The following is a 15,376-nucleotide window of genomic DNA, read 5'->3' on the forward strand; positions in this document are numbered from 1 at the left end:
TGAAAAGCAGAATTTTGGATGCTCCAGACGGACTAAAGGCGTACTTGTCAGTACGCCTCACCCTCGTTACTCAATCGTGAGTTCGCGAATCAGGAAGCCTTAAATATCGACCTGAACATTTAACGAGGAACTAAAAACTTTGTTTCTGAATCCATCCAAATTGTGTGTAAAACCTCACTTCTCCTTGCGGTTCGTTATGTTGCTTTACGATTTAACTATGGTTCATTTTTGGCGTAATACAAGTTGCTACCTGAGAATCGATCAAAACTGTGACGGCGATTCCACTATATTGTCCATACATTCCATTTATGTAATACACTTCTTTCATAAATGAAATTCAACTTTGCATCTTTGCTGCTATAGGATATGCAAAGGAGGCGTATAATTTACTAAGACCCTCCCCGCATCAACTCAGGAACCAAACTTAAATGACCAATAGAGAGAGAATTAAGCAATCCCTTTTAGCAAAAATGCCAAGGGATGCTATCAACCAATTTCTCTCTAGAGACAAAACACCCGCTTCCGTTCTTGTCCTTTCTTGCATTGTCGGAATCCTCGCTGGCGTGGTGGGCACCTATTTCGAAGTTGCGGTTCATTTCATCACAGAAACTCGTACCGATTGGTTGAAAGATGAAATCGGTAGCTATTTACCTCTTTGGCTTGCAGCTTTCCTTATCAGTGCTGCATTCGCCTTTATTGGCTATTTCCTCGTTCACCGCTTTGCTCCTGAAGCTGCCGGTTCTGGCATCCCTGAAATAGAAGGCGCGATGGACGGTATGCGACCTGTTCGTTGGTGGAGAGTATTACCAGTAAAATTCTTTGGTGGTATGGGCGCGTTAGGTTCAGGCATGGTGTTAGGTCGTGAAGGGCCAACTGTGCAAATGGGCGGAAGCATCGGACGTATGGTCACTGACATATTCCGAGTGAAAGATGACGATACTCGACACTCATTACTTGCTTCAGGTGCGGCTGGTGGCTTGGCTGCGGCGTTCAATGCACCATTAGCTGGGATTATGTTCGTTGTTGAAGAGATGCGACCACAATTTCGCTACTCACTCATTTCAATCAAAGCCGTCATCATCTCTGCAATCTCAGCCAACATTGTATTTCGTTCGATCAATGGCCAATCTGCCGTTATCACAATGCCTCAATACCAACCGCCTGAACTGAGTGCACTGTGGTTGTTCCTATTACTTGGCGTGTTGTTCGGCGTATTTGGCGTGATCTTCAATAAGCTAATAACACTTTCGCAAGATATGTTTGTGGCAATACATAAGAACGACCGCAAACGCTACTTGATAACCGGAACCCTGCTTGGTGGCTGTTTTGGCTTGTTGCTGCTTTATATCCCTGAATTGACTGGCGGTGGTATTGGTATCATCCCGAATATCACTAATGGCAGCTACAGCACCAACATATTGCTACTGATCTTTCTAGGGCGTGTTATCACCACTTTGCTTTGTTTTGGCTCTGGTGCTCCGGGCGGTATCTTTGCGCCGATGCTTGCACTCGGCACACTCTTTGGTTACGCATTTGGGCTTATCGCCGCGGCATTCTTTCCTGAACTGAATATCGAGCCGGGCATGTTTGCGATTGCAGGTATGGGCGCTTTATTTGCTGCAACCGTGCGTGCACCAATTACGGGTATATTACTGGTTATCGAGATGACCAATAACTACTACCTTATCCTACCGTTGATCATCACCTGTCTAGGCGCGGTAATCATTGCGCAGATGTTAGGGGGTCAGCCAATTTACAGCCAACTGCTTAATCGTACGCTGAAAAATGAAAAACTAAGACAACAAGACCTACCTCAGCAAGAGGAAGTACGTTAATTACAAATGACTCATTAAACAAAGCACACATTCAACGTGCTTAATCTCCCGATTCCGTATCAAAATCAAAAAAGCAAACGTTAAACTTGGTATCATCCACTCAAAATTAGTTGAGTGTCCTCAAAATCTATTGATGAAATACTTACAGGCTCTAACTAAAGCAAATAATCCAATATTCTGTAATTAACTAAGTCGGAGCAAGTCGTTGAACTGGAGAAGATTAACCCAAGTAAAAAATGTGCCGCCATCTCAGGCGTCTTTAGCACTTGGCGTTATTGGGCTAGGACAAGCTTGGGCGCTATATATCCCGGGCATTGGTGAGATCATTCGTCCCTACCTCGCTTCATTCGGTGCGCTATTATTGCTGCCTGTTTTACTCCGTTATCTAACGAGCTTTAATACCTTCCTTAATGACATACGCCACCCATTAGTGGGTAGCTTAATGGCACCAATGAGCATGGCTTTACTGATTCTGTGCGACTACTTAGCCGAGATATCGCCAGTCATCGCCTACCCAGTTTGGTTCTGTGCGCTATTGCTGCACTTTACCATGATGGTATTGTTCTTTAGTTTTCAGATCATCAACTTCAAAATGTCAAACATTGTACCGAGTTGGTTTCTGTATCCGGTAGGTTTGATCAGCAGTTCTTTAGCGGGCACACAGTTTGGCCATACGGTATTTTCAGAAACACTTGCGGCCACTTGTATCGGTATCTATTTCCTTATGCTGCCAGTGGTATTGTACCGCTTGGTGTTCGAAGGAAACCTGCCACGCAGAGCAAGACCAACACTGGCAATCATGGCCGCACCAGTAAACTTGTCTTTAGCCGCTTACTTGGTCAACTTTGATAATCCAGATCCTATTCTGACTGGCGCTTTGGCTGGCATTGCCATCACCATGACACTGCTAATCTACTTGTGTTACATCCGCCTAATGCGTCTGAAGTTCCAACCTTCAATTGCTGCTGTCACCTTCCCATCAGTGATCAGCGCTATTGCCATGCATCGATTAACCACGTTTTTCGGCGCGGAATACCCACAATGGTATTGGCTACACAAGTTTGGTTTCTTTGAGCTAACCATCGCGACCATTCTAGTGATTTGGGTTGCAGGTGGTTACGTGAAAATGTACTGGCCTGAGTTTTTTGATTCTGCCTACATCTCTAAAAAGACGAAGCGCTCTTAATCAACTCAAGCCCTCTTTTCTAGAGACCTCTCGATTCAGCGCACCTCCAACCAAAAAAGGCCTCACAGTGTGAGGCCTTATGATTGGGCAAGTTTTTTAATAGATCAGGCGAGTGTTAACACAACTACCTTGAGATCTTAGAAGTTAGCGTGAGGACCGAATACTTCGTAATGTACGCGTGAACGATCAACGTTAAGTGCGTCTAGTTGTTCCACGATGTTCTTCATGAAGCCAACCGGGCCACAGATGTAGAAGTCACTCTCTTCAAAGCCTTTAGTGTCTGAGATAGACGCTAGATCCATTTGACCTTGATGCGTGTTTTCACATGCAGATTCGTCTTTGTTCATGTACCACGTTTTCGCTTCCCAACCTTTGTTGGCAACAATGTCTTTAACACGAGTCGTGAAAGAGTGCTGGCCTACGTTCTCACAAGCGTGAAGGTAAAGTACTGGCTCGTTTTTATCTTCCGTATTTAGGAACTCAAGCATAGACTGCATCGGCGTTACACCAACACCTGCAGAGATAAGTGTTACTGGCTTGCTGCGCTCTTGATACATGAAGTCACCCGCTGGTGCGTATAGGCTAACTTCATCACCAACAGCAACCGTATCGTGTAGGTGGTTAGATACAACGCCTTGTGTCTCTTGACCTTGTCCTTCACGTTTGACAGAAATACGGTATTGCTTGCCGTTTGGCTTATCAGACAGTGAGTATTGACGAATCTCGCTGTATTGAGAGCCTTCAGGTTTCACTTCAATACCGATGTATTGACCTGGTGTGTAATCCAGAACTTCACCGCCGTCTTTTGGCTGTAAGATGAAGCTTGTTACTAGCGCTGACTCTTCGACTTTGTCTGCAATAACGAACGTACGTGCTGCTTCCCAGCCGCCTACCGCTTGCTTACGCTGCAGGTAAAGCTCTGCTTCACGGTCGATGAATACTTGAGCTAAGAAAAGGTAAGCCGCTGTCCACGCCTCTTCTACTTCTGGAGTGAATGCTTCAGTTGCCAATTCGCGCAGTGTTTCGATCAGGTGTAAACCAACAATTTGGTAGTGCTCTGGTTGAATGTTAAAGCTTGTGTGTTTCTGAGCAATACGTTCAACGGCAGTTGTTAACGCTGCTAGGTTTTCAATGTTCTTTGCATAAGCCGCGATAGCTTCAAACAGTGCTACGCCTTGGCGACCTGTTCTTTGGTGAGTCATATTGAAGATATCTTTCAACTCAGGGTTATGCGTGAACATACGTTGATAAAAGTGCTGAGTTAAAGCCGGGCCTGCGCTCTCAAGTAGCGGGATAGTAGATTTGATGATTTCGATATGTGCGTTGTTAAGCATGAATTTACTCCGAACACTGAGTCTTATGACCTATATGTCATTTTGACTACTTGAAAAATTAAGAATGACTTATCGATTTTCTGAAACCTTAGTTATTTTTAGAAACTGAGTTATTTTGACTCGTTTTCGTTTCAAAAAATCGCAAAACCTGATTAATACCACTTGATTGATTGAGATCAAGAATACTCTTTTTAATCAGCGTTATAATCGGGCTTCGATGACTCTTTTGCACAATCGATGCCAAGTTTATCAATCCCCGTAATTACTGGTTTTATTCTCAATACCCATCTTATAAAAATGTCAAAAAGACCTTTTTTTTAGGTCAATAAGACTCTATTATGTATATAAACACACAGAGTTAGAGTTTTTTATGCAAGATATCTCCGCATCTACCCTCATGGAAATGACCATTGGCCTTGCAAGTGGTGTGAACGATCAAGATCGTTTTAATCGCCTCATCGATGCCATTCGTAAAACCATTACGTGTGATTGTGTCGCGCTTTTAAGCCTTCAAGGTGACACACTAGTACCTATCGCAATGCAAGGGCTCAGTAGAGACACGTTCGGTCGTCGCTTTATCATTTCAGAACACCCTCGTTTTGATGAGATTTGCGCATCACGCTCTCCTGTTCGTTTTGATGCTGATAGCTCGCTACCTGATCCTTTCGATGGCTTACTGATCGATCATGACGGCGATCTACCAATGCACGCCTGCATGGGTTTGCCTCTGCTGTTTGGTGACAAATTGTTAGGGGTGCTAACCCTGGACAGCCTAAAACCAGATGTATTTGCGAATATTCCTGCCCGCAACCTTGAGGTGCTGGCAGCTATTGCAGCGTCAACTATGCAGATGGCACTGACCTTCTCGCAACTTGAGCATCAAGCAAAACAGTCAAAGCAATTACTGGAAGAGTTGAACGTAGAAGCCTGGGAACGTGACGGCGGCGAGTTAATTGGTAACAGTGACACCATGGTCGCGCTTAAGAACGACATTGCCGTTGTAGCGCCGTCTGAATTTAATATCTTGATTCATGGTGACACTGGTGTTGGTAAAGAGCTTGTTGCTCGTACCCTGCACCATCAATCGCAACGTAAACGTAACCCGTTGGTCTACGTCAACTGTGCTGCTATTCCTGAGAACTTGGTAGAGAGTGAACTATTTGGTCACGTTCGTGGCGCGTTTACTGGCGCAGACAAAAACCGCTTAGGTAAGTTTGCGTTAGCCGATGGTGGCACACTGTTCTTAGATGAGATTGGTGAATTGCCTTTGGCCGCGCAAAGTAAACTACTACGTGCTCTACAAAACAACGAAATTCAACCTGTTGGCCAAGACAACATTCAAACCATTGATGTGCGAGTATTGGCAGCGACTAACCGAGATCTAAAGCAAGAAGTTGAAGACGGGCGATTCAGAGCCGATTTATATCACCGACTGAGTGTGTACCCTATCGCAGTACCTGCACTAAAAGATCGTGGTGACGACATCAGCCTATTAGCGGGTTTCTTCTTAGAACAAGCACGTCGTAAACTTGGTATCAACCAAGTTAAGTTCCGCTCTGACGTTCTTTCTTTCCTAAATCGTTATGGTTGGCCAGGTAACGTTCGTGAACTTGAGCACGTGATCAGTCGTTCAGCATTGAAAGCATTGGCGCGTAGCACGAATAAAAACCTGGTGACAATTACCAAGGAAGATTGTGGTCCACTCGACCAAGACCAGCCAATTGCGACGACACAGGTGAAGAACACACCATTATCGACACCAACGATCGATCTTTCTGCAGGGCTGCGCGGTGCAACAGATGATTTTCAACGTAGTATCATTACTGAGGTATTGGAAGATGCCAATTTTAACTGGGCACAAGCAGGCCGTATTTTGAAAACAGACCGAGCAAACCTGACTCGACTGTCTAAGCGTTTAGGGCTAAATGTGGCTAAGTCTCACACGATCGAACGGACAAAATAGATATTAGCGGTTTGTTGCGAGCATCTGGCAAAACTTGTGTATATAATGCTGCAAATTGTAACGCTAATTTTAAATATGTAGAGAGAGTTATGAAGTTTATCCGTTGGTTCTTAGGTCGTGTCATCTTGTTATTGAATTTTGTTTTCAGCCCACGTGGTGTTAAGCGTTCTCAAGAAGAGCAAAGCAAAGTAAACGAGCAAGCAAAAACGCACACGTTATACCAATTCGAAGCGTGCCCATTTTGTGTGAAAGTGCGCCGCGCGATGAAACGTCAGTCGGTTCAATTTGAACTTCGTGATGCAAAAAACAACGAGCAACACCGTGCAGAGCTTGAAGCTGGCGGCGGTCGTGTGAAAGTGCCTTGTCTACGTATCGAAAAAGACGGCAAAACTGAGTGGATGTACGAATCTTCAGATATCGTGACTTACTTAGAAAAGCAGTTTGCATAAGCAATAAAGCGACAAAATCTAGATACAAAAAATCCCTCAAATGTGAGGGATTTTTTATGTCTATTATTTGGCATAAGCCGTTTCAAATGAGGTGCGAAAGTTCAAACGACTACTTCGCTACGATCAGCATCAATTCTACACGGCGGTTACACGCCTTGCCTTGCGCAGAGGCGTTGGTACAAGCTGGAACATATTCGCCAAAGCCACGAGTATAAATGGAGCGACTCGACACATAGTTACTCTCTAATCGAGCCTTCACTTCTTTTGCGCGCTTCTCTGAAAGCGGATCGTTGATTCGATCTGTGCCCGTATTATCAGTATGCCCTTCTATGACCACATCAATATCTTGGCGTTGAGCAAGATAGCTGCCTAGCGTATCTAGCCATTGATTATAAGCAGGCTCAGGGAATGCAGAACCTGTTTTAAAGTTCACGTGCTGCTCAAGCTTTACCATTACATGATTGCCCGGTAAAACTTCAAAATCGATACGGTTTTGTCTGAGGAAAACTTCTAGCGGATCATTGGTTGATACGCCTCGACCATAGTTGGTGGTAATGGTTGTTTGCTGACGAGAGTTGCTCTGCATTGAATAGCCACGATTGCTTGCTACATGTGTAGTCTGAACCACGCCCCATTCAGGATGCATCAAGTCGTAATCGGTTTGCGGCGCAGTTTCTAGCATATCATCACCCAACATACCCGTTGGTAATGTCGTTTCACACCCTGCCAAAGCTATGCTTAACATTATTGCTAAATATCTCATTACTTCACCAACCACTCATGCAGATAAACCATTCACTAATGTCTATATCGGCACCGAGGGAAAAACTTTAGACGAAAACTTTCGACAAAAGAGCCTGCATCAAAAAAAGTGCTATTGATCACAGTTAACCGTCAACTAGACTGTCTTAACTCGCTAGTTCGAACTGTTTGCATTTATTTACCTTATAATTGTTTTCCAATTCGTACTAAATAGTTAGAATCTCACGACTTCTCAACGCTAGAGCAAACATTATGTTTAAACCATTTACTAAATTCATCATAGCACTCGCTGCCGTACTTATCATCGCGGGTTGTAGTGAAACAGACGAGCCACAAAACGGTGTTCAATACGAAGCGCTTCCTACTGCTCTAACCGAATTTAACTTGTCTCCGATCACTGAAATCTTCTCTCTTAACTGTGGTCACTGCCGTCAAATGGAAAGTGCAATTCCAGAGATTGAATCTCTAACAGACCAAACCATTGGCAAGATGCACGTGACGTTTAACGAAAGCGCTCAAATCAGCGCAATGATCTACTACACAGCAGTGATGCAGCTTGATGCGACGCCTGACCACGCGTTCATGGACGACCTATTTGGTGCTGTTCAAATGGGTGCAGATGCAACACCTGAGCAGCGTCAACAAGCGCTGGAGACAGCGTTTACTTCTCGTGGTTTGGTTAGCCCATACCAACTGAACAAAGAACAGCAAGTCGCTCTTTTCGACTACGTTAAAAAAGCAGAAGAGATCTCAGTAAAAGGTCAGATCAACTCAGTACCAACCTTTATCATCAACGGTAAATACCAAGTGCTGACAGCTGGCCACCAAGACGTTGCTGGTATCGCGAAAACGATCAACTACCTTTTGACTCAACCATAATCACGGCTTAAGCCGACTGATTAACACATTCAGTTTTAACTACGAAATTCAGCACTCAATATAAATAGGTTTTACTATGTCTAAATTTGTCATCCCGGTCATTGTCTTTCTTTTGGCGGGTTTCATGATTTACCGTACTTGGACGAATCATAAGTCTGGTGCAGAAAACTTCGAACAAGGTCAACAGTTCCTTATCGAGAATGGAGCTAAAGAAGGCGTAATTACGACTGAAAGCGGCCTACAGTACCTTGTACTTGAAGAAGGTACTGGCACAGAACACCCAACTAAGAACAGCAAAGTAACGGTTCACTACCACGGTACGCTGATCGACGGCACTGTTTTCGACAGCTCTGTTGAGCGTGGCGAGCCAATCTCATTTGCCCTTAAGCAAGTAATCAAAGGCTGGCAAGAAGGCTTAACTTACATGGTTGAAGGCCAAAAAGTTCGTCTATTCATTCCAAGCACTCTAGCTTACGGCAAAGGCGGTTCAGGCCCTATCCCACCATCATCGACTCTGATTTTTGATGTAGAACTCATCTCTATCAAATAATCGAAGAGACTGATTTAAGCCCCAACATACGCGCTATGTTGGGGCTTTTTTATATCTGAACATTTGAAAGCACCTTAGCTATTTAACTATTTAACTATTTAACTATTTTAACAACGACCAAATATACCCTCAAAACCCACCACTAGACGACTGGTCTAATTTAAACTATAGTACCGACCATGAACGAGAAAACGAATGACACACGCCTGCATATTTTAAATGTCGGCTATCAATTAATAGTGAACAACGGCTTCAATGGCGTTGGCTTATCACAGTTGCTTAAAGAAGCGGACGTACCGAAAGGTTCGTTTTACCACTACTTTAAATCGAAAGAGCAATTTGGTGAGGCGTTAATTCAGCACTATTTTGAAAACTACATCACTAAGATTGAAGCAATTTTAGTGCACGGTGAAGGTAATCATTATCAGCGAATCCTGAGCTATTTTTCGCTATGGGCGAAGACCGAAAACGGTATCTGTAATGCTCATAAATGCTTGGTCGTTAAGCTCAGTGCCGAAGTTTCTGATCTCTCTGATCCAATGCGCCAAGCGCTGTTAAAAGGTGCTGAGAAGGTGACGAATACCATCGAGCAGTGCATTGTCGGTGGTATTACAGATGGCTCTATAAAGGTTGAAGATAGCCAAGAAGCAGCTCAGAACCTTTATTCTATGTGGTTAGGCGCAAGCTTATTAAGCAAGCTGAGCCAGAGTTCACATAGCTTACAGTCAGCTTTGAGCCTTACCGAACGAATTTTAAAAGGTGAAAGCTAATAACGCGCAACGCGTTTTATTTGCTTTAACTTAAAACAAATCACCCGCCCTCTTATCAATTTGATGATGGCGGGATTTTTAGACAATAAGACTAGACGACTGGTCTAATTCTAAATATATAACATAAATTAAGGATATCCAATGACTCAACAAGACAATCGCCGCATCGTATTGGCTTCTCGCCCAGTTGGCGCACCAACTCAAGACAACTTCCGTTTAGAGTCAGCAGCCGCGCCAAGTATCAAAGACGGCGAGATGTTACTTCGCTCAGTTTACCTTTCTCTAGACCCATACATGCGTGGTCGTATGAGCGATGCTAAATCCTACGCAGACCCCGTTGCGATTGATGAAGTGATGGTAGGCGCAACCGTATGTCAGGTTGAAGAGTCAAACCACGCTGATTACGAAACTGGCGAATGGGTTCTCGCTTACACAGGTTGGCAAGATCTTGGTGTGTCTAGCGGTGAAGGCCTAATAAAACTAGGCAAAGAACCGACGCACCCTTCTTACGCACTGGGCATCATGGGTATGCCTGGTTTTACTGCTTACATGGGCTTGCTTGATATCGGCCAACCTAAAGAAGGCGACACGCTAGTCGTTGCGGCAGCAACAGGTGCTGTAGGCGCAACCGTTGGACAAATCGGCAAACTAAAAGGCTGTCGTGTTATCGGTGTTGCAGGCGGTCAAGAGAAGTGCCAGTACGCGAAAGACGTACTTGGCTTTGACGAATGTATCGACCACAAAGCTGACGACTTCGCGGAGCAACTGGCTAAAGCGTGTGACAACGGCATCGACGTTTATTTTGAAAACGTTGGCGGCAAGGTTTTCGATGCCGTAATGCCATTGCTTAACACCGGTGCTCGTATTCCTGTATGTGGCCTTATCTCTCAATACAATGCGACATCACTGCCTGAAGGCCCAGATCGCATGTCTAGCCTTATGGGGATGCTGCTGGTTAAACGAATCAAGATGCAAGGCTTCATCATCTTTGATGACTACGCACACCGTTACAACGAGTTTGCTGTTCAAATGACAGAGTGGCTATCTCAAGGCAAGATGCACTATCGTGAACACTTAGTTGAAGGCCTAAAAAACGCGCCACAAGCATTCATGGGCCTATTGGAAGGTCAGAACTTCGGCAAGCTTGTTATCAAAACGAACGAAGCTAAATAATTCAATAAACTGAACCCGTTAACTAGGTAAAATCATGATTACTTTACATCATCTGAATAAATCACGCTCAAAGCGCATCATCTGGCTGTTGGAAGAGCTTGGGGTAGATTACCAAATCAAACCATACCAACGAGACAGTGTCACTTTCCTTGCACCACCAGAGCTCAAGTCCGTTCATCCGTTGGGCAAATCTCCTGTCATTGAAGACGATGGTATCGTGATTACTGAATCTGGTGCTATCACGGAATATTTAATCGACAAATACGGTCAAGGTAAGTTCGCACCAGCACGCGGTACAGCAGAATACGTCGAATATTCACAATGGCTTCACTTCGCTGAAAGCTCAGGTATTTTACCAATGTTGCTTAAGATCTTTGTGATGAAAGACGGCTGCGAGACTAACTTCCTAGGCGGTTATGCAGACGATGAAAACCAAAAGATCTTAACTTACGTGAATAATGCACTTGAAGGTAAAACCTACCTGGTTGCAGACACACTAACAGGTGCAGATTTCATGATGTCGTTCATCGTAGAAATCGTTGGTAACTTCGGTGCAACTGCGCTTTACCCTAACATTGCTAAATACGGTAAGCTTTTGACTAACCACCCTGCTAACCAAAAAGCAGAGCAATTAGAGTTAGAACACTCTAACTAATCAAGATTTGTTCTATTCACTGCTTTCATAGCATGAACATGACAATCTAAATGAAGCCAAAGCCGATTTATCTTCTGCTTTGGCTTCTCATTTGTCTTTATTTCGACAACAATACCGAGATCTAAACTGAATACCCATAGAGTTTGATCTTCATGTCAGCAAACCTTGCTCAATACACGCCACTGCGCACGTTAAACCAAACAGCGAATCAAGACTTGTCGCTGCCAGAGCGTTTTACATTCCCGTATTACTATACTCCGCATCCTTTGTGTGAATTAGCGATGCAGCAGCTTCAACAGTCGCTGCTGGACCGTGGTTTAAACGAAACATCGCAAGGTAACCTCTACGCTGTTCTGCTTGTTCAGGATCCAACTACGCAAGAGTTAGGTTACCTTTCTGCGTTTTCAGGTTTGCAGTTAGATCGGGCTTTGGTCTCTCAGTTAAACAACATTCACTTTGTTCCACCAGCCTTCGATTCAGAACAGTTTCAATCTCAAAATAGTGCAAAGCTTGCTCGCCAGTTGCAACTAGCGGATGACATTGAAAAGCTACAACAGTCACACAACCTAGACGCATTATTAGCCGTGCTTGAAGGGTTAAAAATCGAATCAGCACAAGCTATCGAAGCCTTTCAGTTAGCAATGGCCGAGAACAAAGCTCACCGAAATGAACTCAGAGAGCAAGCAAACCAAGAAAAGGCATCGGGGAATCTAGAATCGGCGGCGAATTTGCTCAAACAATTGGGCAATCAAAGTAGCCAAGAGAAACGCGACCTAAAAGCACTTCGAATTGAGTGGAAACAGAAGATCGCAGAACGTCAATCACAAGTTGACTTGATTGAAAGCGAACTGAAAAGCCGTAAGCAAGATCACCAAACAATTTCAGACCAGTTAGAAACTCAACGTCTCTCTCACTATCGCTTTATCAATCAAACGAAGCAATCTAAAAATTTACTCGAATTGCTCGATGGTAAAGACGCGCTTGAAGGCTCTGGTGACTGCTGCCTGCCTAAGTTGCTTAACTTTGCGTTTGAACACGGGTTCAAGCCGTTAGCATTATCTGAATTTTGGTGGGGATTACCGCCTACAGATATCATTCGACAACACGCAAACCTCTACCCAGTTTGTCAAAGTAAAAGCTTTGAGATCCTCGACCACCAGCTAAGTAGCATTGAGTTAGAAGATAACCCACTTATCGTGAACCCTGCGGTTGGTAAGTCTTTTGATATTGTTTATGAAGACGACGAGATCGTGGTCGTCAATAAGCCTGAAGAGTTCTTGTCGGTTCCCGGTAAGTTCATCGAAGATTCAGTTTATACCCGCATAAAAGCGCGTTACCCGGATGCGACTGGTCCTTTGATTATCCATAGATTGGATATGTCAACGTCAGGTTTGTTGATCTTGGCGCTCACGGCAGAGTCAAACAAGCACATTCAGAAGCAGTTCATTGATAGAACCGTACAGAAGCGCTACACCGCTTTGTTAGATGGTGAAATAACGGGTGAGTCTGGCGATATCAGCCTTCCTTTGCGCGGCGACATCACGGACAGACCAAGACAACTGGTTTGCAATCAACACGGCCGAAATGCAGAGACCCATTGGCAAGCGGTGAGCACTCATAATGGCAAGACCAAGGTTCACCTGTACCCTAAAACAGGGCGAACCCACCAGCTGCGAGTACACTGCGCTCATCCATTGGGGCTTGGTGTACCTATTCGTGGTGACGACTTATACGGATACAAACGCGAGCGCTTACACCTGCACGCTGGCTACCTAAAGTTGATTCACCCGACAACCGGTGAATGGATGGAGTTTGAAGTGCCTTCTGAGTTCTAAGTTATTTTTATCGTACTAAAAATCTTATCTCACTAAATATTCGATCTCGTAAAACGCATCAAGGTTCTACATCTGCTTAAGATATAGAACCCTGATATTTAATTTTTAATGTGCTTATCACAGCTCAGTAGCGTATTTTCGTTACTAACTTCAATACTGCAGACGCCTAGCCCATTACATCTTTGCGCTGATCAACGCATTCAAAAGAGCCCATTTCGAACTCACGACAGATCCATGGTCGGTTTTCATAGATAGTACACATCAGTGTTTCTCTATCTACCGCAGAACACCAACCGTCATCTAAGCGCTTCATGGTTTCACCGCCCCACTCATCGTAAGCGATGTGCTCTTCAGGTACGCCCGTATCTGTGATGATCATAACCTCTAAACGACAACAGCATGCCTGACAATTAGCACAGGTTACTTCGGGTTCGGTTACGTTCTTTATCTCTATCGTCATAAGTGACTACACTGCTAAATTTTGCGTATAGTAATCGAAACCGCCCGCTACGGCTAATAAAGATGGTACGAAGCGGTGTTTTCATTGATGTAAAAAAACAATGGGCGCTGTGATTCACTCACAACACCCATATGTTTCCACTTTTGATTGCGGCTTATCGCTACAAGCTCTATTTAGAATAGGCTCGCGAAGAACAGCTTAACGTAGTCCATTAAACGTTTGAACAAACCGCCCTGCTCAACCGCTTCCAGCGCGATCAAAGGCTGAGTTTGAACATCTTCACCATCAACGGTGTAATGAACCACACCTAGAGTTTGACCTTCTGCAATTGGCGCTTTCAGTTCAGAGTTAAGCTCGATAGATGCAGTCAGCTTTTTACTGTCTGACTTAGGCAAGGTAATGAACGTGTCTTCTGCCACACCTAGTTTCAATGTGTCTTGCTCACCAAACCATACCTTCTCTTCAGCCACTTGATCGCCGCCTTTGTGCGGGTTTAGTGTATCGAAGAAACGGAAACCATAGCTCAACAGCTGTTTACTGTCTGATTCACGGCTCTTAACGCTTGATGCGCCCATCACAACCGCAATAAGTCTCATCTCACCTTGTGTCGCTGAACTCGCCAAACTGTAGCCAGCACCAGAGGTGTAGCCCGTTTTCATGCCATCAACGGTTAAGCTTCTATCACGCAACAAGCCATTACGGTTGTGCTGTGTGATGCCGTTGTAACTAAAAGAACGCTCACTGTATAAGCCATACACATCCGGTAAATCACGAATAATGGCACGACCGAGTAGCGCAATATCATAAGGAGTCGAATAGAGATCATCGGCGTCTAAGCCATGTGCATTGGCAAAATGGGTATTTTCTAGCTTCAGAGATGTAGCCCAAGAGTTCATAAGGTCGACGAATGCATCTTGTGAACCTGCAACGTGTTCTGCAATCGCAACACTCGCATCGTTACCTGATTGAATAATCAAGCCACGATAAAGGTCCATCATTGCAACATCAGTGTTTACTTCGATGAACATTTTTGAAGAGTCTGGAAAGTTCTTCGCCCACGCGTTTTCGCTGATTCGTACCTGATCATCAGCAGAAATGTTGCCTCGCTTCATCTCTTGTCCAGCCACATAACTGGTCATCAGTTTGGTCAAACTCGCTGGGTTTAACTTAGTGTGTGCATTTTTTTCTACCAGCACATCACCAGAATTAAAATCAATTAACACATACCCTTTTGCGCCTAGGCTAGGTGGGCTTGGTACTATAGAAGGTGCTGCGATAGCTGCATTACTTACCATCGCTGCGTTACTTACAATGAATATACTTAATAGAGGGAGAGAGTATTTGGAAAACAGTTTCATTGAATCAAACCTAAGTTAACGTTTTGAGCAGTATAGACAAATGCTAGCAAAAGAAGCGCGAACTTTACGTTGCTTTACGTATTTGTACCATTCGTTACAAATAAAAAAGTATAATCTGCGATCTGACCATATTTTCAACAACTAATATTGACTCAACGAATCTATCC

General features: G+C 44.2%; 14 protein-coding genes. 10 read left to right on the forward strand and 4 right to left on the reverse strand.

Annotated features, from left to right (window positions below; genetic code table 11):
- Nucleotides 1–428 precede the first annotated feature (428 nt).
- A complete protein-coding gene (gene clcA, locus OC193_RS19550; protein WP_048662611.1) occupies nt 429–1,835 on the forward strand; it encodes a H(+)/Cl(-) exchange transporter ClcA in 1,407 nt (468 codons plus the stop codon).
- A gap of 205 nt (nt 1,836–2,040) precedes the next feature.
- Nucleotides 2,041–3,021: a TDT family transporter gene (locus OC193_RS19555; protein WP_171350016.1), complete on the forward strand. Its 981-nt coding sequence runs from the start codon at nt 2,041–2,043 to the stop codon at nt 3,019–3,021.
- A gap of 137 nt (nt 3,022–3,158) precedes the next feature.
- Here OC193_RS19555 and hmpA read toward each other — a convergent pair whose 3' ends face one another.
- Nucleotides 3,159–4,355, reverse strand: coding sequence for an NO-inducible flavohemoprotein (hmpA, locus tag OC193_RS19560; RefSeq protein WP_048662609.1), 1,197 nt, complete (start codon nt 4,353–4,355; stop codon nt 3,159–3,161).
- A gap of 370 nt (nt 4,356–4,725) precedes the next feature.
- On the opposite strand from hmpA, the gene norR reads away from it, so the two are divergent.
- Both norR and OC193_RS19570 read left to right on the forward strand, forming a co-directional pair.
- Complete coding sequence (gene norR / locus OC193_RS19565) at nt 4,726–6,318, forward strand: nitric oxide reductase transcriptional regulator NorR (protein ID WP_048660055.1); 1,593 nt, start codon at nt 4,726–4,728, stop codon at nt 6,316–6,318.
- An 89-nt stretch (nt 6,319–6,407) separates the two neighbouring features.
- Nucleotides 6,408–6,767 (forward strand): glutaredoxin family protein, encoded by a 360-nt coding sequence (locus OC193_RS19570; RefSeq protein ID WP_017062638.1) that lies wholly within the window; start codon nt 6,408–6,410, stop codon nt 6,765–6,767.
- 109 nt (nt 6,768–6,876) lie between these two features.
- Here the strand turns inward: OC193_RS19570 and OC193_RS19575 are convergent, their stop codons facing one another.
- Entirely contained in the window at nt 6,877–7,512 is a 636-nt protein-coding gene (locus OC193_RS19575) for an OmpA family protein (RefSeq protein ID WP_048662608.1), read from the reverse strand.
- Between the two features lie 269 nt (nt 7,513–7,781).
- On the opposite strand from OC193_RS19575, the gene OC193_RS19580 reads away from it, so the two are divergent.
- From OC193_RS19580 to OC193_RS19605, 6 genes are all read left to right on the forward strand, one after another.
- A complete protein-coding gene (locus OC193_RS19580) occupies nt 7,782–8,408 on the forward strand; it encodes a thioredoxin domain-containing protein (RefSeq protein WP_048662607.1) in 627 nt (208 codons plus the stop codon).
- Nucleotides 8,409–8,484: 76 nt separating this feature from the next.
- A complete protein-coding gene (locus OC193_RS19585; protein ID WP_019821974.1) occupies nt 8,485–8,958 on the forward strand; it encodes an FKBP-type peptidyl-prolyl cis-trans isomerase in 474 nt (157 codons plus the stop codon).
- 179 nt (nt 8,959–9,137) lie between these two features.
- Nucleotides 9,138–9,728 carry a TetR/AcrR family transcriptional regulator gene (locus OC193_RS19590; RefSeq protein WP_048662606.1) on the forward strand — a complete coding sequence of 197 codons (591 nt, stop codon included), beginning with the start codon at nt 9,138–9,140 and terminating at the stop codon, nt 9,726–9,728.
- 141 nt (nt 9,729–9,869) lie between these two features.
- Nucleotides 9,870–10,901 (forward strand): NADP-dependent oxidoreductase, encoded by a 1,032-nt coding sequence (locus tag OC193_RS19595; RefSeq protein WP_048662605.1) that lies wholly within the window; start codon nt 9,870–9,872, stop codon nt 10,899–10,901.
- 34 nt (nt 10,902–10,935) lie between these two features.
- Nucleotides 10,936–11,556: a glutathione S-transferase family protein gene (locus tag OC193_RS19600; RefSeq protein ID WP_048662604.1), complete on the forward strand. Its 621-nt coding sequence runs from the start codon at nt 10,936–10,938 to the stop codon at nt 11,554–11,556.
- A gap of 152 nt (nt 11,557–11,708) precedes the next feature.
- A complete protein-coding gene (locus tag OC193_RS19605; RefSeq protein ID WP_048662603.1) occupies nt 11,709–13,391 on the forward strand; it encodes an RluA family pseudouridine synthase in 1,683 nt (560 codons plus the stop codon).
- 166 nt (nt 13,392–13,557) lie between these two features.
- Here the strand turns inward: OC193_RS19605 and OC193_RS19610 are convergent, their stop codons facing one another.
- A complete protein-coding gene (locus OC193_RS19610) occupies nt 13,558–13,851 on the reverse strand; it encodes a YkgJ family cysteine cluster protein (RefSeq protein ID WP_080967419.1) in 294 nt (97 codons plus the stop codon).
- Nucleotides 13,852–14,024: 173 nt separating this feature from the next.
- Nucleotides 14,025–15,209, reverse strand: a complete 1,185-nt coding sequence (locus OC193_RS19615; protein ID WP_048606313.1) for a D-alanyl-D-alanine carboxypeptidase family protein — start codon at nt 15,207–15,209, stop codon at nt 14,025–14,027.
- Nucleotides 15,210–15,376 lie beyond the last annotated feature (167 nt).

The sequence above is a fragment of the Vibrio crassostreae genome (assembly GCF_024347415.1).
In the GTDB taxonomy this organism is placed as follows: domain Bacteria; phylum Pseudomonadota; class Gammaproteobacteria; order Enterobacterales; family Vibrionaceae; genus Vibrio; species Vibrio crassostreae.